General features: G+C 36.6%; 25 protein-coding genes and 1 other annotated feature. Of the genes, 8 read left to right on the top strand and 17 right to left on the bottom strand.

The window, feature by feature from the left end; all coding sequences use genetic code 11:
• Nucleotides 1-236: 236 nt before the first annotated feature.
• From JR050_RS09390 to JR050_RS09410, 5 genes are all read left to right on the top strand, one after another.
• Entirely contained in the window at nucleotides 237-1,106 is an 870-nt protein-coding gene (locus tag JR050_RS09390; RefSeq protein WP_430392875.1) for a fumarylacetoacetate hydrolase family protein, read from the top strand.
• A 163-nt stretch (nucleotides 1,107-1,269) separates the two neighbouring features.
• A complete protein-coding gene (locus JR050_RS09395; RefSeq protein ID WP_204203241.1) occupies nucleotides 1,270-2,808 on the top strand; it encodes a Na+/H+ antiporter NhaC family protein in 1,539 nt (512 codons plus the stop codon).
• Between the two features lie 134 nt (nucleotides 2,809-2,942).
• The gene (locus JR050_RS09400) at nucleotides 2,943-3,632 is read left to right on the top strand and encodes a FadR/GntR family transcriptional regulator (RefSeq protein WP_204203242.1); all 690 of its coding nucleotides are present in this window, start codon (nucleotides 2,943-2,945) and stop codon (nucleotides 3,630-3,632) included.
• An 11-nt stretch (nucleotides 3,633-3,643) separates the two neighbouring features.
• Complete coding sequence (locus JR050_RS09405; protein WP_204203243.1) at nucleotides 3,644-5,206, top strand: carbon-nitrogen hydrolase family protein; 1,563 nt, start codon at nucleotides 3,644-3,646, stop codon at nucleotides 5,204-5,206.
• A 126-nt stretch (nucleotides 5,207-5,332) separates the two neighbouring features.
• Entirely contained in the window at nucleotides 5,333-5,857 is a 525-nt protein-coding gene (locus JR050_RS09410; protein WP_204203244.1) for a GNAT family N-acetyltransferase, read from the top strand.
• Nucleotides 5,858-5,918: 61 nt separating this feature from the next.
• Here the strand turns inward: JR050_RS09410 and JR050_RS09415 are convergent, their stop codons facing one another.
• The 15 genes from JR050_RS09415 to JR050_RS09485 all read right to left on the bottom strand — a co-directional run bounded on the left by JR050_RS09415 (nucleotide 5,919) and on the right by JR050_RS09485 (nucleotide 14,921).
• Nucleotides 5,919-6,335: a hypothetical protein gene (locus tag JR050_RS09415; protein ID WP_204203245.1), complete on the bottom strand. Its 417-nt coding sequence runs from the start codon at nucleotides 6,333-6,335 to the stop codon at nucleotides 5,919-5,921.
• A gap of 13 nt (nucleotides 6,336-6,348) precedes the next feature.
• Nucleotides 6,349-6,657, bottom strand: coding sequence for a hypothetical protein (locus JR050_RS09420; protein WP_204203246.1), 309 nt, complete (start codon nucleotides 6,655-6,657; stop codon nucleotides 6,349-6,351).
• Nucleotides 6,658-6,679: 22 nt separating this feature from the next.
• A complete protein-coding gene (locus JR050_RS09425) occupies nucleotides 6,680-6,832 on the bottom strand; it encodes a hypothetical protein (protein ID WP_204203247.1) in 153 nt (50 codons plus the stop codon).
• Nucleotides 6,833-7,050: 218 nt separating this feature from the next.
• Complete coding sequence (locus JR050_RS09430; RefSeq protein ID WP_204203248.1) at nucleotides 7,051-8,298, bottom strand: ATP-binding protein; 1,248 nt, start codon at nucleotides 8,296-8,298, stop codon at nucleotides 7,051-7,053.
• 5 nt (nucleotides 8,299-8,303) lie between these two features.
• The gene (locus JR050_RS09435) at nucleotides 8,304-9,320 is read right to left on the bottom strand and encodes a CPBP family intramembrane glutamic endopeptidase (RefSeq protein ID WP_204203249.1); all 1,017 of its coding nucleotides are present in this window, start codon (nucleotides 9,318-9,320) and stop codon (nucleotides 8,304-8,306) included.
• 37 nt (nucleotides 9,321-9,357) lie between these two features.
• Nucleotides 9,358-9,801 carry a hypothetical protein gene (locus JR050_RS09440; RefSeq protein ID WP_346726735.1) on the bottom strand — a complete coding sequence of 148 codons (444 nt, stop codon included), beginning with the start codon at nucleotides 9,799-9,801 and terminating at the stop codon, nucleotides 9,358-9,360.
• A 13-nt stretch (nucleotides 9,802-9,814) separates the two neighbouring features.
• Complete coding sequence (locus JR050_RS09445) at nucleotides 9,815-9,991, bottom strand: hypothetical protein (RefSeq protein WP_204203250.1); 177 nt, start codon at nucleotides 9,989-9,991, stop codon at nucleotides 9,815-9,817.
• Between the two features lie 17 nt (nucleotides 9,992-10,008).
• The gene (locus tag JR050_RS09450) at nucleotides 10,009-10,722 is read right to left on the bottom strand and encodes a GNAT family N-acetyltransferase (RefSeq protein WP_204203251.1); all 714 of its coding nucleotides are present in this window, start codon (nucleotides 10,720-10,722) and stop codon (nucleotides 10,009-10,011) included.
• A gap of 23 nt (nucleotides 10,723-10,745) precedes the next feature.
• Nucleotides 10,746-11,255: a hypothetical protein gene (locus JR050_RS09455; RefSeq protein WP_204203252.1), complete on the bottom strand. Its 510-nt coding sequence runs from the start codon at nucleotides 11,253-11,255 to the stop codon at nucleotides 10,746-10,748.
• A 233-nt stretch (nucleotides 11,256-11,488) separates the two neighbouring features.
• Nucleotides 11,489-11,923: an SRPBCC family protein gene (locus tag JR050_RS09460; protein ID WP_204203253.1), complete on the bottom strand. Its 435-nt coding sequence runs from the start codon at nucleotides 11,921-11,923 to the stop codon at nucleotides 11,489-11,491.
• A 35-nt stretch (nucleotides 11,924-11,958) separates the two neighbouring features.
• Nucleotides 11,959-12,741 (bottom strand): SRPBCC domain-containing protein, encoded by a 783-nt coding sequence (locus JR050_RS09465; protein WP_204203254.1) that lies wholly within the window; start codon nucleotides 12,739-12,741, stop codon nucleotides 11,959-11,961.
• A 543-nt stretch (nucleotides 12,742-13,284) separates the two neighbouring features.
• Entirely contained in the window at nucleotides 13,285-13,677 is a 393-nt protein-coding gene (locus JR050_RS09470) for a hypothetical protein (protein ID WP_204203255.1), read from the bottom strand.
• A 92-nt stretch (nucleotides 13,678-13,769) separates the two neighbouring features.
• Complete coding sequence (locus tag JR050_RS09475; RefSeq protein WP_204203256.1) at nucleotides 13,770-14,489, bottom strand: 3-ketoacyl-ACP reductase; 720 nt, start codon at nucleotides 14,487-14,489, stop codon at nucleotides 13,770-13,772.
• 182 nt (nucleotides 14,490-14,671) lie between these two features.
• Nucleotides 14,672-14,785 (bottom strand): YjcZ family sporulation protein, encoded by a 114-nt coding sequence (locus JR050_RS09480; RefSeq protein ID WP_204203257.1) that lies wholly within the window; start codon nucleotides 14,783-14,785, stop codon nucleotides 14,672-14,674.
• A 40-nt stretch (nucleotides 14,786-14,825) separates the two neighbouring features.
• Nucleotides 14,826-14,921 (bottom strand): YjcZ family sporulation protein, encoded by a 96-nt coding sequence (locus JR050_RS09485; protein WP_149220047.1) that lies wholly within the window; start codon nucleotides 14,919-14,921, stop codon nucleotides 14,826-14,828.
• A 336-nt stretch (nucleotides 14,922-15,257) separates the two neighbouring features.
• On the opposite strand from JR050_RS09485, the gene JR050_RS09490 reads away from it, so the two are divergent.
• Both JR050_RS09490 and JR050_RS09495 read left to right on the top strand, forming a co-directional pair.
• Nucleotides 15,258-15,506, top strand: coding sequence for a hypothetical protein (locus JR050_RS09490; protein ID WP_204203258.1), 249 nt, complete (start codon nucleotides 15,258-15,260; stop codon nucleotides 15,504-15,506).
• A gap of 124 nt (nucleotides 15,507-15,630) precedes the next feature.
• Complete coding sequence (locus tag JR050_RS09495) at nucleotides 15,631-16,284, top strand: DsbA family oxidoreductase (RefSeq protein WP_204203396.1); 654 nt, start codon at nucleotides 15,631-15,633, stop codon at nucleotides 16,282-16,284.
• A 35-nt stretch (nucleotides 16,285-16,319) separates the two neighbouring features.
• Here the strand turns inward: JR050_RS09495 and JR050_RS09500 are convergent, their stop codons facing one another.
• Nucleotides 16,320-16,505, bottom strand: coding sequence for a hypothetical protein (locus tag JR050_RS09500; RefSeq protein ID WP_204203259.1), 186 nt, complete (start codon nucleotides 16,503-16,505; stop codon nucleotides 16,320-16,322).
• A 152-nt stretch (nucleotides 16,506-16,657) separates the two neighbouring features.
• On the opposite strand from JR050_RS09500, the gene JR050_RS09505 reads away from it, so the two are divergent.
• Nucleotides 16,658-17,302, top strand: a complete 645-nt coding sequence (locus JR050_RS09505) for a hypothetical protein (protein ID WP_204203260.1) — start codon at nucleotides 16,658-16,660, stop codon at nucleotides 17,300-17,302.
• A 44-nt stretch (nucleotides 17,303-17,346) separates the two neighbouring features.
• Here JR050_RS09505 and lysS read toward each other — a convergent pair whose 3' ends face one another.
• Nucleotides 17,347-18,807, bottom strand: a complete 1,461-nt coding sequence (gene lysS, locus JR050_RS09510; protein WP_204203261.1) for a lysine--tRNA ligase — start codon at nucleotides 18,805-18,807, stop codon at nucleotides 17,347-17,349.
• A gap of 79 nt (nucleotides 18,808-18,886) precedes the next feature.
• Nucleotides 18,887-19,154 (bottom strand) — a binding site (T-box leader).
• Nucleotides 19,155-19,371: the final 217 nt, after the last annotated feature.

Below are 19,371 nucleotides of genomic sequence, written 5' to 3' on the forward strand. Positions count from 1 at the left end.
CTTTCACTTTATCACTTTAAAGGGGTGGGGGCCTGTCCCCCACCCCTTTAAAGCGTAAAAGTGGTATCAAATAATTACAAAAATAAATTTTCTAAATGTTCTAAATTTAGGATTAGGTAGATAAGTATATGGTAAGACCATACAACTTGGCAGTGAGTTAAAGGTAGACTCGGATGGATGTTTCTACAATAGAAATGTAAGCCCTTCCAGTGTTGTGCGGATTATTTAATAGGATGGTGATAAGCTTGAAGTTGCTTTGTTTTGAGTCAAGTAGTGGTGTTCGTTTAGGAGTAAAAACAGAAAATGGTGTCGTGGATGTGCGTGCAACAGCTGAGAACGCTGGATTACGTGCACCTACTTCAATGGCAGAGGTGATTGCTTCTGGTCAATCAGCTCTAGATCAACTTAATCAGGTTGTTGCAAGTGCAGAATCTTTCCTTGAAGAAGCTGAGATTACATTTGCACCAGTGTTCCAAGAGCCGAAGAAGATTGTGTGTTCTGGTGCGAATTATTTAGCTCATGTAGCTGAAGCGAACTTAAATATTCCAGAATATCCAATTTACTTCCCTAAGTACCAAAATAGTTTGGCTGCTCACAATGAGGTCATCTCTCCTCCTGATGCGACGGATCAAGTTGACTACGAGGTGGAGCTAGTTGTTGTGATTGGCAAGCAAGCTCGTGATGTATCTCAAGAAGATGCCCTTGATTATGTGTTTGGATACACAACTGGAAATGATTTATCAGCTCGTGACTTACAGTTCCGTGGTGTTCAATGGTTAATGGGTAAAGCAATTGATAAATTTGCACCAGTTGGCCCATACCTCGTTACAGCTGATGATGTTCCAAATCCACAAAACTTAAATCTATCAACTACTGTTAATGGCGAAGTTCGTCAAAGCTCTAACACAAGTAAAATGATCTTCCCTATTGCAGAGATGATCAGTGACCTTTCAAAGGTTATGACACTTGAGCCAGGAGACGTCCTGTTTACAGGAACACCAGAGGGCGTCATCGTCGGAATGGCAGAAAAGAACTGGCTAAAACCAGGTGACGAAATTGTTTGTGAAGTTGAGGGAATTGGACGCCTCGTAAACAAAATTGGCTAGGTGCCAGGCACTTGTCGAAAAATCTTTATTCATTCTCAAAAATACGGATCAATCGCACCAACGACTGATCCTCTTATTCACACAGGTTTGTAAGCGATTACAATTCTTTCCTCTATGTCGAGCATAATGAAACATCATTTCATTTAATGGGGGGCTATATGTTATGGAAGGTACAATATTTTCACTGATACCACCGATTGTCGTCATTGTTCTTATTATATTAACGAAAAGAATGTTCTTATCTTTAGGTGTGGGGATTGCACTTGGTGCACTCATGTACAACGGCTGGAACGTTGTTGACAGCTTTACAAATGTCTTCACGATTATGTCAGAGGTTTTACTCGGTGATGGAAAGGTTTTAGTGTTCGTTATCCTCATCGGGATTCTTTCTTCCCTTCTCTATCTTTCTGGTGGAATTCTCGCCTTTGCTGAATGGGGCGTTCGTGTTGCAAAAACTAGATTTCAAGCTCAATTAGCGACGATGTTACTCGGGTTCTTTACTTGGTTTGATGATGCATTCAGCTGTTTATTCCGTGGTGCTGTAATGAAATCTGTTACTGACAAATATCAAGTTTCTCATTCGAAATTATCCTATCTTATCCACTCTACTTCTGCACCAATCGCCCTACTCGTACCTGTATCAGCTCTTGCTGCATTCATCACTTCCATTATTGCAGGAGTTTTAACTTCTACAGAAATCACTGAATACCAAGCACTTGAAGCTTTCTTACTTTCAATCCCTACAAACTACTATACTATTTCAACAATTGTTCTCGTATTTATCGCAGCCTACTTCAGCATTAATGTAGGCCAAATGAAGCGTGACGAAAAACGTGCACAAGAAGAAGGAATCTTATTTGATGAATCTAGAGGAAAAGTACCCGGCGCAGAAGAATCTAAGCTGCCAAGTCGTACTGACGGAAAAATCGCAGACTTATTACTCCCTGTTATAACGTTGATAGTTGTAACAGTGATCAGTGCCATCTGGATGGGTCAATCGGCAGAAGGTCCAACTTCTGCGATGGAAGTTCTTAAAAATACAGATGTTATTTCAGCACTTGTAAATGGTGGATTATGTGCAAACCTTGTGATCATCGCTCGTTTACTCATGAAAAAAACACCTGGTAATCATTTAACACAATCTATTGTTTCAGGTGCGAAAACAACATTACCAAGTGTATGTATTTTATTCCTTGCCCTAGTAACAGCTAACATTATCTCTTCATTAGGTGTTGGTCAATATTTCGCAACATTAATCGAAGGAAACTTGTCTCTAGCATGGTTGCCGGTTATCTTCTTCCTATTCGCTGCATTCATTTCTTACTCAATCGGAAGTACGCTTGGAACAGCAGGATTAATGCTACCAATCGGTGCTGAAATTGTTGCAGCAACTGACATCACATTCTTAATCCCAGTAATTGGTGCAGTATTAGCTGGAACTGTATTTGGGGAGCATAGCTCACCACTATCTGATACAACGATTCTTGCTTCAATCGGAAGTGCCGTGCACCCAATCGATCACATGTTAACTCAGTTACCATATGCTATTTTATCAAGTATTGCTTCCATCATTGGATTCGTAGTACTAGGTTTCTCTGGAAGCACAGTATTTGGACTTATTGTTTCACTTGTAACAGTTGTACTTGGTGCCTTCATCCTCAAGCATAGGCAAACCAAAGCGTTACAACCCGCTATAAAGTAAAAAATAGTAGACTTCTAAGACGGAGCCCTCCGTATTTCCGGCAGGGCTTCGTTATTTTACTAGAATAATCGATAATGAAATGCGATAAATATAGCTATATACCCTACTATTCTTTTAAGAAAAGGTGAAGAAAAATGATAGAACCAGTGAAACGATTAAATGTTACAGATAGTATCGTAAATCAAATAAAAGATCTTGTTCTTCAAGGAAAATTAACGATTGGGGATAAACTCCCACCTGAGCGAGAGCTGATGAATCAGTTTGGTGTTGGAAGACCATCACTTCGGGAGGCGTTAAAAGTGCTTGAAGCACAAGGCTTAATCGAAAAAACTCAAAAAGGTACGATCATTACAGGAAACCACAATAAGTTTTTTACCGAGTCATTAATGTTTCAACTGTATTTTTCCTCATCAGATCTAAACGACATCTTTGAAACAAGAAGATTCATTGAACGAGAATTAGTATTCATGGCAACAAAGCGTGCAAATGATGATGATCTCCATGAAATCGAACAAACGATCTACGCCATGGAATTAGCCATTCAAACTGAAAATCAAGCAGACTACGTTTCTGCAAATCTACACTTTCACGACCGAATTGCGAAAGCATCGAAAAACGAAGTGATGTATAACTTATATCAATCCATTACTAGTTTAGTTGAGCACTCACAAGTATTAGCGGTCGCAGTCCCTGGTATTAAAAGCGATTCCTTGCACTATCACAAAGAAATTTTTGCTGCCCTAAAAGAAAGAAACGCTCAATTAGCAAGTGAGCGAATGGTCAATCACATTACAAGTGTATCTCAGTTTCTTTTTAAAAATTGAGGAGGTATAAAATGAGAGTCGCCTCTATTCAGACGCCTGCCTTCGACTTATCACAATACAAAGAAGCATTACATTATATGTTAGCTAAAATTGATGAAGCTGCTAGCCTAGACCCTAAACTTATCGTTGTCCCAGAGTGTGCCTATCCATCCTACTATCTAGGCTCCAGTGAAGTACACTTACACGAAGCCATGAACCTGGTGGAGGATGTCATTGACTCTATCAAATACAAAGCGATTAAATATAAGACGTACATTGCGTTCGGACTCGTCGTAAAAGAAAATAACAAACTTTTCAATAGAGGAATTTTGCTTGATCCGAGTGGAAATCAAGTGGGACATGTAAACAAATCATTTATGTGGCATTTCGACAGTGATTGGTTTTCTACTGAAGAGTCTGCGAATATCGTAGAAACACCTTACGGAAAATGGGGACTCATCATTTGTGCAGACGGTCGCATGCCAGAGATCGTTCGGAACTTAGCATTACAAGGAGTCGACCTTGTGATTGACCTCGCTAATTTAACATCTACCGGACAAATCAAAGAACAGTTAACAAACGCACAATCCAATTTTATGCTCTCCACTCGTGCACTAGAAAACAACGTTTGGCTTGTAATGGCGGATAAAATTGGCATCGAAGCTCGAACAGTTACCTATTCAGGCCGTAGTAGTATCATTGGTCCCACTGGTGAAATCATTGCCGAAGCATCCCCTCATCAAGAAGAAATCATACATGCGGATATCGATGTTACGAATCGTCCTGGTAAACTACCCTTACGAAAACCAACGACCTATCAAGCACTTACAGAAAAAATTGAAACCCTACCTTGTTCTCAAATTTACAATGAAGAAGTCATTCCTTCAAACTTAGTAATCCAAGGCTCAACCGTTCAATTTTTTTATGGAAACAAAGCGGAATATATGAAACAAGCAGAATTTTTCATTCAAACATTAGAAAAGCAGTTAACAGATGTAATTGTTTTGCCTCACAGTACAGAAGAAATACAACCATCAACGATACAAGCGGCAATTAACATGGATGAAACAATCGTATTTTTCTCAACGACAGAAAAACAAACCCTTACCCTTTATGCAGTTACGAGAAAATCGTTAACTAAATACGATAAAATACATGTAACTGATGAAGAATTGCTACACTATCATCCAGGTCAAAATTACAAAGTATTTGAAACATCAAAAGGCAACATCGGAGTGATGATTGGAGAAGATGGTTTGTTCCCTGAAGTGGCACGGATATTATCTCTTCATGGAGCAGATTGTATCGTTTGGATTAATGAAATGGATCCCATTAATCAAGAAAAGGTTGCCCGAACTCGAGCTGCCGAAAACAAGGTATTTGTCCTAACAGCAAGTCAACTAAATTGCTGTGAGAACACGTCAAGTATGATCATTGATCCAAACGGAAACATTATAGCAGCTACACTTAAGAATACCGAACAGGCTTGCTCTACTCAAATGCCGCTTGTGCTTAGCCGTTGCAAAAACATCGTACCGAAAACCAATGCGATTTTTCACAGAACCCCAGAAAAATATCATCGACTGTTGAACTAAAGAGGACTCGTTCCTCTTTTTATTTATGGCTGTTTTTCGGAACATGTAGTTACACCACCAAAGTGAGTTGTTAGTAGATTGTATAAGAAAAATAAAATACAATAATAAATAAAAGGAGTGATTACAATGCAGCTAACATTTGAGGTGATTTCTGAAAACAAACTCGAAGTTTGTAAAGACCTATGCAATGAACTAATGACATTCCAAAAATCCGTAGCACATATAAGGCCGGAAATATTTGATAACATGCGTTATGAAACGCGACTCGTTCCTTCTGTTAAAAATGCCATACATAATTATATCGTTGTTGTAAAAGACGGCGTGACACCGATTGCTTATATGTACTCAAACATTTCATCGAAAGAATCACATTCGAATGAGTTCGCGACGTTTTTCGACCTTGATTCCGTCAAAAATAAAAACGTTGGGAACTTAGCACAATTTTTTATAAAAAAAGAATACAGACAATATGGTATAGGATCCAAACTGTTCAGTATGTCCATGGACTGGCTTAACCAATTCAACGATGTTGAAGACTACTTTATATACGTATCGAATGGAAATGAAAACGCACTAGAATTTTACAAACGAAAAGGATTCGCTGTTAGCCATGAGATATTAGATGGTTTTATAACAGTGTTACGTCGTTAGAACGATTTATAATCTAGAAAAAATAACGAAGATAAGGTTGTAATACCACCCTTATTCTTCGTTATTCATGTATTTCCTCTAATGTTCGCCCGTCTATTGATTCAACATCCCCATTACCTGGAAATAACGTTAGCGGAGAAGAATGTGCACCGATAACTTGTTGTTCTGCCTTCATTATAAATATATGTCTAAGTCCCGTTTTCAAACGAAAAGCTACAAACCCTTCTGTCGTAACCTCTTTGCCTATATAGGATTTAGGGCTTGTTTCTTGTAGACTCCAAATTTGATTAAATGGCATTTCCAGTAACAGTTCTTTGTTATATGTGGTTGTGTGGATATCGCCTTTCGACCATAGAAGAAAATAACCTTGATTCCTCGCATATTCTCTACCTGCAACACTACTATTCACTATGATTAGAAATACATAGAGATAAATCATTGCAACCACCGTTAAAATCATCCAACACTTTTTTCTCACATAGAACCTCCTGTTATAACCTCCGCACTCGATCCAATAACTTCACTACGACATACATACCGTAAAAAACGATAAAAACATCCACAGTTAGAACGAACAAGGAGAAGTCATCAATACCATTTTCTCTAATATCCATCATTGATACATAAATAGGTAAATCAGATGGCATTGGAGTTAAAGAAGTACTTTGATTCATAAAAGAAAAGGGAAAACCGAGTGGTACATGCTGCAATTGTTCCATTTCAGTAACCTTCGTTTGTTTCCAAACAGGTGAGGAAATGACGATGAATACACTCGTTATGAATAAAACAATGAATCTCATTCGACTACCTACTTTCAGGTACCTAGCCCTTATTAAGTTTATTCGGGGCAACTAATATTTCATTGTTGTCCTGTTGCTGTTGTTCCATTTGTTTAGACATCGATCTAACTTTGAAAAACAAGTAAAATAATATCCCAAATTGAATGAACGTTAGTAGAATGGTAAGGAATGCCATTAGGGTTCCTCCTTGTAATTTATATATTAGTATCATTGTATATTCCACATAATATAGGAAATCCCTTCCAACTTCTATCCTACTTTTCCAATTCTTTTATTAATATTCGTTAATTGTTATAACATAATAACTCGCTATTTTTTTAGATAACAAGACAAAAAAAAAACCCTAGTTTCATAACTGGGATTAGTTTTCTAAATTTTTCACATGCAATATTTTTATTCATTCACCGTAGGAAGTTGAATATAAAATTTCGTCCCTTCTCCTAGTTTACTATCAACTTTGATTGAACCTTTCATCGCATGAATGATTTTATAAGCAACGGATAATCCTACTCCAGTCCCTTTATCTTTCGTTGAGTAAAAAGGAGTTCCGAGATATTTTAATTGAAGTTCTGACATCCCTTGCCCATTATCCTCTATCTCAACGATTACGTCTCCATTTCGTTTATAAGCAGAGACTTTGACTTTCCCACTCTTTCCAATTGCTTCAATACTGTTCTTCATTAAATTTACAAATACTTGCTTAATTTCAGAGCTGTCTCCTTTAATAAACAAGTCATCCTCAACAGAGGCAACAATCGAAATCGCTTGGAAGTTTGTATAGGATCTCATTAATTCTATAATATTATCGAGGTCATCTTTTAAGTTAATTTTATGTAAGTCAGTCGTAGACGGTTTTGCTAGAGATAGAAACTCGGTTAATATCGATTGAGAATGATCGAGCTCCTCTAATGAAATATTAATATATCTCTTCTGCGATTCATTTAAATTTTTGTTATCTCTCATTAGCTGTAAAAAACCACGAACAGCTGTCATCGGATTTCGAACTTCATGAGCTACAGATGCTGCAAGCTGTCCAACAACGTTAATCGTTTCTGCTCTTTGAACCTTATATTCTAGTTCTATTTGTTTATGTAAGTTTTCAAAAATAAACACAACAGAAAGAAGGGTTAACCACGAGATAAAAGAGTAAATGAGGATAGTTACAACTTCTTCCCCGTTATTCGTTTGTACGAGCCACATAGACCTTGTAACAGTAATTACCCATTCGATCAAGCTAATGGAGATCAGTTTTGCAGTTAAAGAAAACTCTTTGAACTTTTTAGAGGTTACAATAAGTAAACCAGTAGCAATTCCAAAATTCACTATCGTCATAAGTAGGTTTCCATCTTGAAATAATACTTTGTATAAAACGGAAAGAACGACGATGATGATCCCAGATAAAGTAGATCCATATAAAAACGCAATAATCATTGGAATAATTTTTAAGTCATATACAAAGTGATCTCCATATGGCACTGAAAATACTAAAGTTAATAGAAGAGATAGTACTAACACAATCGTAAGTTTTGGTTTAAACCTTTTATTCTTATATCCTTCTTCACGTAAAAACAAATGATAAAACCAAATAGGAAAAAGTACAATTAACACTTGATTTAAAACGTGTCCAATATTAAGTAGCATGTCTGTCACTCCTGCCAACTATTTGTGTCAATTTCTCTAGTTACTATACATAGTTCTCGAAAAATTCCTAAAACCCTTTTTTCGACAAAAATTCCCCACGTTAAATATAGATGAATACCTAGTTCGTTAGCTCTACAAAAAAAATGCACAATTTTTCTTTCGCTTGCGCACTTTTCCAATACTTTATGTAGTTTGATTTTGAACAAATGGTATGTTTGCACTTTCTTCGGATATATTCGATATAGAACATAAATAACAAAGGGAATGAGGATAAAGAACATAATGGCACCCGCTTGTAAGTACCGTTCTAATTCATTCAAAAACAATTGAGCGTCATCACTTGTTACAGGACCACTATCATAAAAACTCGTTACGAAAATAACTGATCCAGCTATGGCATTATTAATCGTATGCAGAATAATAGGAACAATAAGTCTTTTCGTTTTTACGTACACAATACAAAAAAGCAATCCTAAAAAGAAATGACCTATAAAACCACTGTTGAAATGTAGTAGCGAAAAAATAAAAGAACTTAAAATCATCGCTTTCACTAATCCCATCGACTCTCCCCATTTATTAAATAGAAAGCCTCTGAAAAATAGCTCTTCAACAACGGGGGCAAAGGTAATCATAATGATAAAATTGAATAGTGCAATAAGAAGTCCTGATGTTTCTTGGGCAGGTACAGTATCTAGCATCTCCTTCAAAAATGCTTCGTTATTTATATGAAGAAAGTTTAATACTGTTGTGATAGCAGCGATTGAAAATAATAAGAAAAATAGTTGGACTCCAGCATATTGAATAAATTCCTTTTTCGATATCCAAATTTCACCGATGATCGACGCCATTTTGATATCATGTTTTCTTAAATATCGTATGAGAATAAACGTCATGTTAACATAAAGTCCAATCGAAAAGAAAATGTCTAGATAGCCAATATCTACATTAAAAACAGAACCAACAATAAGTAGAAAGATGAATAACCCTATTCCTAGCATGATGATTTTAAAAACGATAGACATTACCTTTATTTCTTGTAAACTACTCAGACTCCTCACCTCAAACTCTATTTTTATACGAAACCGATACTGTAATACCGAGTCCGATTACAACTATACCAAGTAAAACCTTGGTAATATTATTGAATAAAAGATTGTATAGATGAAAAGGGGCATCATGAACGAACTCTGCCTTAACGAATTCATCAGGATTTACTTCAACAGCAATCGCTTTTTTAAGTGGAACATCTAGAATCTTATAGTATTTCGTACCTTTGTCATAATAGTTTGAAGCGTTCCCGTAATATCGTCCATTATAATCATTTGCCCTCGTTTTCACTTCACCGATTTCTTTATCAATATTCTCAGCCGAAACGGGTGAATCTTCTAATACTTCGTATACCCTCCCGTCATTTACAACAAATATATAAGCCCATGATAGAGCACTTACTGTTGAAACATACACCAAGGAGAATACGGTCATCATCAGTAAAATCCTCTTCACTCTCACCGCCCCTTTATTTTTGAGTGCCTTCAAATTCATCCTCAAGTTCTTTTTCTATTTCATCATTACTTACTTTTTCTTCTTGCGATATATTTAAATTTTTCATAATGACATCTAATTGATTTTTAATGACCCAGAGGCTATATATCACATAAAATATAAATGCCATGAAAAATATGTCCCAAAACATGTCGTCCCCCCTATCTACTACTCTTCATTGTTATATTCAAAAGTCATAATCTTATGTTTTTGTTGTACACACCCATTCGTGATCATGACTTTTTGCATCGGTATATTTTCTACTTTTGTTGCCCCAACATACATTTTTGCGTGAAAATCATGCTGCAAACGAAATAATCCGATACTGTGCAAAGCTTTTGCATAGCCTTTTCCTTGATGTTCTAGATGAATACCAATCCAAAACATTCGCCCTTCTTGATTCGTGTCAGGTTCAATGTGAGGAAACACAACTCCAATGGGAACGTCATTTTCCATATAAACGGTATACATGTTGTCTACTTGAGTTGGAAGTTCACTCTTCATATTTTCAAGAAAGCGTTTCGCTTTCTCATTAGACACGTTCATTACTTCAGATAAGAAAGATATTGACTTCGAATCAAAAGGTGGCCACACTTCATAGGACGGAACTTCTTTTTCATGCGATTGAGAAAGAGTTTTTGAAAATAGTATTCTCTCTCCTATTAATGTCATTTTTTCTTGAACAGTTGGAAGTTGGTCAAGAATTGTCTTCGAGCATTCTAGAACAACTCTTCTGTCTCTATTTTTGAGCAGTTCATGTATGCACCTATCCGCTTCCTGCCACTTAAGAAGCTCATGATTGGGTATCTCTACTAAAATATCATCGTGATTACAGAGTACGTGCACACCTAACTTTTTCAACTGTTGTATAATTTCTTCCATCTATATCCCCACTTAAAAAAGCACTAATCCGTTAGGACTAATGCAGAATAATCATTGAATGCATATTTAATGAAAATGATTGAACTAGCAATCTTTAATAACTCATCTTTAGTAAGTAAATCTTTGCCTCTATAATCAATAGCATATTCTACAGAATCTACTCGGAAGCTAATCATCTGTATACCATCGACCTCATTGTAATAGACCTTTCCTCCATGAATTTGAAGGGTTTCATCCCACTGTGTGACATTATTCCAACCAATTTCCGTCGTCGCCCATACAATCATACTTTCATCTTCATTTTCATATACAAGCTTAACTCGATCTATACCTGAAATTTTGTAATAGCTGTCTTCTACTTCAAATGGTATATAGGGGGTGTACACTTTAAACGGAACAAACCACTCCACCATCGAAACCGGCAGTTTTGCGAAATAGAACAGACCACTTAGGAGGATAACTCCAATGATGACATTGGTAATCACTCTTCTTCTGTTCATTAGTTTTCTATAGGTTGAGACTGTGTTTTCCATGCGTATCCCCCATTCCATACAGTTTATTTCTAGAAATGAGGAAGAATTCCTTCTTTTGTTTTGACACTGTTACAGAAGGAGGTTGGTTTACGTTACATGGTCGTACGGTAAGCCTTTCCTCTGCACTCTGTGCCTATGGCATCTTACTAGCCCCGCTGCCGTGGGAGGCATTAGCAGAGGTTCTTACTCGATAAACTATTGATTCGATATCTACCTAGTTAAAACAACCTTGTTTAACTTTCTAATATTTCCTTTATTTTCTTTAAGTCTTTCATGTTCGCTTTCTTCATCATCGTAGACATAAAAGGAGCAAACACCTTCGAAAAACCAGTAGGAACTCCGCTGTTTCTTAAGGTCATCTTTGTGAGATTAGGCTCTAATTCATAAAACTCGTACGTTGTTTCCATTGGAAAAGGTCCTTGTGCTGTTTTCATCACCATTTTTTCTCCTGGAATAAACTCAACAATTTCATAAACATAAGCTAAATCCCTGTTAAGGAATTTAGCCTTAAAGGCAATTTTCGAACCTAATGTAAGGGGCTTCGGCGTTTGCCACTGGGCTGAATGAATATTAACATACCAATGAGGTGCGTTATCAGGATTTATCGCGTACTCTGAAACTTTATCGATAGAACGATTAATCGTAATCTCAGTTTGAACTTTTACCATATCTATTTTCCTCCAGTTAATTGATATAAGAGAAATTATTTATCATTTTTTTCTACGTAGTTCTTTAATAATGTTCCTAGGAGATACTGCCAACCCTTTGTATGTTCCTGCTCCCAATGTTCTTGAATGACTCCTGATGCTGTATGAGATAATTGAAGCAATGTTCCTCCATTTTTTTCAAGTAAACGGTACGTGTAAGCACTATTTACCGCACCCTGCATACCAAGATGTCCGAACAGACGAATTTCCTCTGGAGCATTAACATAGTACACATTTCCCCATACAGCCCCAGCTTTCCCTCCCCACATCTCTTTAAATTGACCACCAGGTACTGCATCAAATGTGAATTGGCTAGTCACACCTTTTGGCGCTAAGCGAAATTCCCACCAATCCTCTACTCTATTTGTCAAAGCCTCATAGACTTCTTCACGGGGTGCTTGAATAAAGATCTCTTGTTCAATTTGAAATTGATTGTTTTTTTCCATTGCTTTTCTTCCTCCATTTTCTGTAATGACTGAACGTAAATTTAATAATGAGTTTGAAGTAGATTGCATATATTTCCCAACCCACCGATCATGCATTTCTTGAAGAGGGACAGCGTTGAGAAAATTCCGCCGATATTTCCCCTCACGCCTTACTACAACTAAGTTTCCCTCCTCTAATAAGTTTAGATGTTTCATAATTGCATACCTTGTCACTTCCGGGAAGTATTCATTCAATTCACCAGTAGTTTTCGGTGAAGATTTTAGGATATCTAAAATTTTTCTCCGAATAGGATGACCTAATGCCTTAAATACGGTAGAAAGTTCTTCTCCCATTTTGCTATTTCCCTTCTTTAAAACTAGAAATAAGTGACTTAAAAGTCACGTATAATATGTGACCATATGGTAACGTGTATTATAACGTAAAGTCAATTACTAGTTCTAGATACTATAATATGTAAAATAATGACCTTACAAATGGAGTTATTTCTTAGATAAATATCTGAAATTAGAAGATAACAGCGAATCGACACTAATAACTAATGCGCCTTTTTCAACTTGATCCTGATCAAATAAATCTATGAAATAATATTGTCATTTCCCAGGCAAGCGCAAGAACTGACATTTTATACTGCTATTACACGCGTTCTTGTCGATTTCTTGTGCAAATTTAATTGAAAAAGGTATAACCATGTTTATGGTTATACCTTTACTTTTTTATGGGCTTAGTAAAACAATAAAGATTATTTCGGTTACCGGTTTCGCAGGACATACTGGTGCTTCCTCGGCACTTTGACATTGGACATCTCATCTGTCCCGCTACTCACAGAAGTCATCCACCTACCACTACATTCAAAATAGGTTAATAATCCAGCCATATTAAAAACAAGTAAATGATGAAATTTGTCTTAAATCTATTCCGAAGTATAGCCATCTAAAGCCATTCCAACGCCATCCTGATACAGATCTTCTTCCAACAAATGTTGGATAAAACCAAAATTGTCGACCATTATTTAACCACACATATGTGTATCTAAATAAACAACCTCTTATACTTCCTGGATCCACTGCAAACGTTCCCGCCTGTTGAGTTTGCATTGGTACAGCTGATGGTGGTGGTGCTGATGGTGGTCCACCTTGACCTGGAGTATATGGTGAAGTTCCCGGTACTCCTGGGGGTGGTCCCATAGGTCCTCCTCCAAACGGAGGGAAAAATTGTCCTAATTGTCTTTCTTCCATCGGATAATAAAAATACTCATATTCTGGATACATGATCTGCTCTCCTTTATTGTTCAGATATACAGCATCATATGTAATAGACTTTGGCCTATCAACTTGTACCTAGAAAATGTGCGTTTACCCACTTATGGATTCGTTGACCATAAACCTGCACTTTTTACAAATACCCGACGATTAAGTTTCAGATTTGCAATCATTAACTCCGCTAAATCTTCTGGCTGCATGAAGCGATTTGGATCATTTTCACTAATTAAGTTTGTATCAAATGCTAAGTCTGTCGCTACTGTACTTGGTGTTAAAGCACTTACACGAATATTGTGCTTTCTTACCTCTAACATTAATGATTCCGTTAAACCAAGAACTGCAAACTTCGAGGAGCTATATGCACTCGTTACTGGTGCACCTTTTTGCCCGGCAGATGAGGAAATATTGATAATATCGCCCGTTTTTCTCTCAATCATTTCAGGTAATACAGCTCTCGTCACATTATAAACTCCCATGACATTTACTCGAATGATATGCTCCCACTCTTCAGGAGACAAATCTAAAAAACCGCCGAACTTCGCAGTTCCTGCATTATTAATGAGAATATCAATTGCACCTAGGTCTGATCTAATGTGTTCCACTGCATGATTTACCGCTTCTAGATCTGCAACGTTTGCAGTAGCTGCTGATACATCGACTCCTAAATCAGATAACTCTCCCGCTACTTTTTCAAGGTTATCCATCGATAATCCCATTAACCCAACATTTACACCTTCCTTCGCCAGCGCAATCGCAGTCGCTCGTCCAATTCCTCTACCTGCACCTGTTACAAGGGCTACTTTACCTTTTAACGATTCCATTATGTACACCTCTTTCATAAACTTTCCATTATTCATTAGTCCCTAAATAATAGAAAGACTAAACTATCACCAAGTCCTTGGACGCAGGTGATAGCTTAGTCTTTATTATACGCTTAGAACTATGGATATAATTCTGATAAACCAAGAAAAAAGGCTGCTATTTCTAGCAGCCTCTTTACCAATTAATAAGTTAATGTTGCACCAACGATGATTAGTAGAATGAATAGCACAACGATTAATACGAACGTATTTCCACCGCCGCCATAAACCGGAGCTGAGTAACCACAACCGTACATACAATCTCCTCCTTTATTATCTATTTATTAAACGTTTGAATTACCATCCAACGTATGCTGAACCAACAATTACTAATAAAATAAACAACACTACGATTAACGCAAAGCCTGCGCCATAACCTGTTCCATGACTCATTAATAAACACCTCCAGGTTCATTTGTTATAACATATGTTGTTTACCTACTAGTGGACTGGGCGAATATCACAATCTTAGTAAAACTGGGCGAATGTTTACATTGTAATTCTTATACACCTTGATTTGCGTTGATTTAAATGGGGATTATTTATTACTAAATGATATTGCTACCGCGCTTAACGACTATTCCAACAAGAAATCCACACAACTAACTTTAGCACTTTAAAGGAGTGGGGGACAGGCCCCCACTCCTTTAAAGTGCTAAAGAACCGTATGCCTAGTAACTTTGTTCTCTCTCCCCACGTCTAATGGTATAAACAGAAGGGATGGTCAGTATGTATTTCACTTTTGTGCTGCTTATTAGCTTCATCTTACCTGTCCTATTTAGAAAAGCAAAAAATCCTCACCTAAAATGGATACCTTCACTTTTATTTGTTTTTATAACAATCATTCTAGGTTTTAAAGTTGTTTACTTCCCCTCACCAGAGATGGCAATTCTTGCTGATATTATGTATGTTATGACATTTGGAATAGCTATAATCGGTTCTATTATTGGTGCAATCATTGTGAAGCTTACAAGATAGTCATCAAGCACTTTATTGGACTAAACTCCTTCTAAGCAGTTATACTAATTGGCATAATGAATGGGAGGTAATCACAATGCTTTTAATTGAAATGTGGACTGATTTTGCTTGACCATTTTGCTCAATAGGCAAAAAGCGTCTGGAAGACGCTCTCACTAAAACGAATGAAAATGTAAAAGTTGTATATCGTAGCTTCCAGCTTGATCCGACTTTACCGAAGGATATTAATATGAGCTTAAGCGAAGCCATTGCGAAAAAATATGGAATTAGCATTGAGCAATCAAAAGCTAATAATGAAAATATAAAGAAGATGGCACTAGAAGTTGGTCTAGATTTTCAACTTGATACACTTATTTTAACGAATACGTTTGATGCTCACCGACTAACCATGTTAGCGAAAAAGCACGGGCTAATGAATGAAATGACAGATCGCCTACTACATGCTTACTATACAGAATCTAAACATATTGGTGACCATCAGACACTTGTAGAACTTGCTAAGGAAATCGGATTAGACGAAGATGAAGTAAAAAAAATGCTTTCAAGTAATGACATGGCAGAAGAAGTACAGGCTGACCAACAAGAAGCATCAGAACTTGGTATTCGCAGCATTCCATTTTTCCTCATCAATCGTAAATATACGATCACTGGTGCACAGCCGACAGAAACATTTGTTCAAGCAATTGAAGAAATTGCAAAACAAGATGGTCCTTTCACTGAAATTACAGATGAAGGCGTAACCTGTGACGAAAATGGCTGTGAAATACCTAAAAAATAATGAAAAACCTCGTCCAATGGATGAGGTTTTTTCATTTACACATTATCGCTTTCCTTTTTTGCTCCTGTAAGTCCATCTTCATCAAAACGCATTGCTGCAATTTCTGCTTCACTATCAATATCTCCGACAACTGGAAAACTAGAAACTTGAATATTCGTCCCGTCAAGTCCTGCCTTCCCAAACTGGTAATTTAGATTTTCTTCTTTTTCATGATTTTCCATTGTTATCACCTCTTTTATAACATTTACAGAAGGTTGAAAACTATACACTTTTCCAATGTTTACATTTTTTGGTATCATGAAGACAACAAAGTTATATATCTATTATATACATACGATTATAGTCTATTAAAAATCGTGAAAGGTGTGTTGGAATGATTCCATTTGTTATTGGATTTACGATGCTAACTATTGGAATAATAATGTTTTGGATACGGAAATCAGCTCCAGAAAGTGAAATGATGAGAGATTTTGATGATGCAGAATTTAAGAAGTTTTTCAGTATTTTTACAGTAGGAGGTACTTTGCTCGTTGCTTTTGGAGTTTACTCCTATTTAACAGCAAAACCACCCTTCTTAACTGTAACCTACGCTAAAGCAGAGCATTTTATTGACGGAGAAATTGAGAAAATCGGTTACTTGCAAAAAAATTTATTTATAAAAGATGAAGAATTTGAGTTAACCGTTGTATCCTGGGAAGATTTAAATGAAAATGAAGTCCGTTTCGAGTTCATCGCACCAGATAAGAGTAGTCAAGAAGTGAAAGTTACGAAAATCAACGAAAAAAGAGAAAAAATCTTACTTGAAACAATTGAAGCAAAAGAGGTATATAAACTACCTCCTTTTGACTTCTCTCAAAGCGGAGAATGGAAAGTAAACATTTACGAAGGAACTGAAAAATTTTCATCATGGATCATACAAGTTAGAACCCAAGAAGAAGTTGATCAAATGTTTGAAGACTATGAGAAAACTATTGACGATGATCCACGCTTTGAAAATTTTTATAACTTTATGAAATAGATAAAATCCCCTAGCGACTTTTAGCACCAGTCGCTAGGTGTCCACTATATTTTTTTTGTTAAAGGAAATAACACACAATCCTTGATTGTTTCACTATCAGTTAGCACCATTAATAATCGTTCAATACCAAACCCAAATCCAGAAATAGGTGGCATTCCATACTCCATCGCTGTGAGATAATCTTCGTCCATCTCCATCGCTTCCACATCTCCATTACTTTTAAGTAGTGCTTGTGCCTCTAATCTTCTTCTTTGTTCTAAAGGGTCAACTAACTCAGAATAGGCATTTATAATTTCCGCGCCATTCACTACTAATTGGAATCGGTCTGTAAGTTCTGGATTGTCATCATTTGCTCTAGCTAGTGGAGACAAATCAATAGGATGCTGAATTAAGAATGTCGGTTTCACGAGTTGTGGTCGACACATTTTCTTGTACAGCAAATCGATAAAATTCCCTCTTCCTAATGATTCAATATCGGCATGCTCTATGTTGATGTTTCGCTTGACCGTCTCTTGATATAAATATTTCACATCCATAAATAGGTCTATATCAATCCCGGTGTCTTTCAAAATTAAATCTCTGAAGGAGACAATTTCCCATTCACGTGAAAAGTCTATCGTTTGACCTTGCAATGAAATCGTAGTTGTATGAAAGGTTTGTTCTAAAACAAATAAAACCATCTCCCGCATTAATTTCATCGTATCTTCATAATTCCAGTATGCTGCATAGCCTTCAACCATCGTAAATTCTTGAAGATGCTGTGGGCTAATCCCTTCGTTTCTAAAACACTTTGCAAATTCAAACACTTTCGTAAACCCACCTACAATTAACCTTTTTAAATACGTTTCCGGTGCAATTCGTAAGTTTAATTCAGTATCTAAAGAGTTATGATAGGTTCGAAAGGGTTTCGCTAGAGCGCCCGAGGAGGTATGCTGCAAGACAGGTGTTTCAACTTCTAAGAAATCTTGGTCCTCAAAAAACGTACGAATCGCACGTACCATTTTTGATCTTGCCAACAATCTTGATTTTGTGTCTTGGGTCATCATCAAATCTAAGTATCTTTGTCTATACCGAATATCTACGTTGGTTAATCCGTGCCACTTTTCTGGAAGAGTTCGTAATGCTTTACCAAGAAATACATAGCTCTCAATTCGCAACGTTTTCTCATTTGTTTGAGTCGAATACATGAGACCTTGTACACCGATAAAATCTCCTATATCAATTAACTGATGGAATTGATCAAACAGTTCGTCACCTATCTCTTCCTTTTTCAAAAGGAGTTGTAAACTTCCTTCGATGTTTGAAATCGAAATAAATGTTAATTTTCTAAAATTCCTAATCCCCATTATCCTTCCTGCAACTCGTACTTCCGAAGTTCCATCTTCAAGCTCTGCTGCCTCAAACAAATCATAATTTGTAGAAAACCTTTCAGGATAAGCTGATATCCCCTGCGATTTTAATAGCTCTATTTTTTCTGTTCGAATTTCCGTTTGTTCGTTGCTCATACTACACACTCCATTCTATTTTTTTGTAAGACTTAATTTTCTAAATAACAAAAAAACTCCCACCCCCAAGATTATTCATCTTGAGGACGAGAGTTTATAGCTCCGTGGTACCACCCCAGTTTATTGATATGTTACCATATCAACCTCTTCGGGTACGTCAATTTATTAAGAATTGATTATACCCTATCTCTGTAACAGGAGATCCCGTCGCAGTATCACTAAGAACTCTCTTAGATCCGTGCGAAGCTCCGAGCCTTTTTTCATTAAGATCATTATTACTCCTTCTCACCAACCGGAGCTCTCTGAAAATAAATAATCAAAACTACTCTTCTCTTCATAGCTATCTAAACCGTATTAATTGAAAATATCTTAACGTAATTTAATGATGCAGTCAATCATGTTTCATGAATTTTCTAAATTAATGCTTCATCTAAAACATTCAAGTATACTAGACTTACTAACTTTCCCGGCTGTTATTTTGTTAGGGAAAGAAAAACAAAAATTGAGGTGAGGATATGGAAGTCCGTTTAACGAATGACTCACAAGAACAAATCATGAAAAGAC

This window comes from Bacillus suaedaesalsae, from assembly GCF_016890225.1.
Taxonomy (GTDB): Bacteria; Bacillota; Bacilli; order Bacillales; family SA4; genus Bacillus_BS; species Bacillus_BS suaedaesalsae.